This is a genomic window from Streptomyces sp. WAC05292 (assembly GCF_003949955.1).
GTDB classification, from domain to species: Bacteria; Actinomycetota; Actinomycetes; order Streptomycetales; family Streptomycetaceae; genus Streptomyces; species Streptomyces globosus.
Genome location: NZ_RPSE01000853.1, coordinates 1 through 693 on the forward strand (window position 1 = coordinate 1; position 693 = coordinate 693).

Here is a 693-nt window from a genome sequence, read left to right on the forward strand (position 1 = left end):
CCACGGCCCCGGCCGCCTCCCGGCCGAGGTACCGCCGGGCGCCGCGGAAACGGGCGCGCCGGCATCCCCGCCCGCCGGCGAGATCGCCGAGGTGCTGCGCGAACAGCTCGCCGCCGTCCTCGGCTGCGACGTGTGGGACATCGGCCCCGCCGCCGACTTCACCGGCCTCGACGTCGACTCCGTCCTCGGCGCCGAGTTCGTCGCCACCCTGAACCGCACCTTCGGCCTGCGGGAACGTGCGGTCGTCCTCTACGACCACCCCGACCTCGCGGCCCTCTCCGAGCACGTCGCCGCACTCCTGCGGACCACCCCGCGCACGCACGCCGCCCTCGGCGCGCGCGAGCTCGACGTCCTGCTCGACGCCGTGCGCGACGACCGGCTCACCGTGGACGAGGCCCTCGTCCTGCTGTCGCGGCACGGCTAGCAGAAGTCGCGTCCGGATGGACGAGAGGGAGATCCTGACCCGGTTCCGCGACGGGACACTGGACCGCGGGCAGGCCATGGCCCTGCTCGCCGGCATCGCCCCGGCACCCGTGCAGGCCGCCTTTGCGGGTCGGGCTGCCCCTGCGGTGCCGGCTGCCCCTGCCGCGGCCGCCGCAGTCGAGCCTGTCGCCGCAGTCGAGCCTGTCGCCGCGGCCGCGCCGGACGTCCCCGACGCCCCCGACGCCCTGGTCGTCCCGGCCGCCCCTGCTC

General features: G+C 76.9%; 1 protein-coding gene and 1 pseudogene. Both read left to right on the forward strand.

Annotated features, from left to right (window positions below):
* The coding region (locus EF903_RS33395) for an acyl carrier protein (RefSeq protein WP_185902978.1) at nt 1-424 on the forward strand (424 nt) is incomplete at its 5' end.
* A gap of 16 nt (nt 425-440) precedes the next feature.
* A pseudogene (locus EF903_RS33400) lies at nt 441-693 on the forward strand (hypothetical protein); the annotation flags it as partial.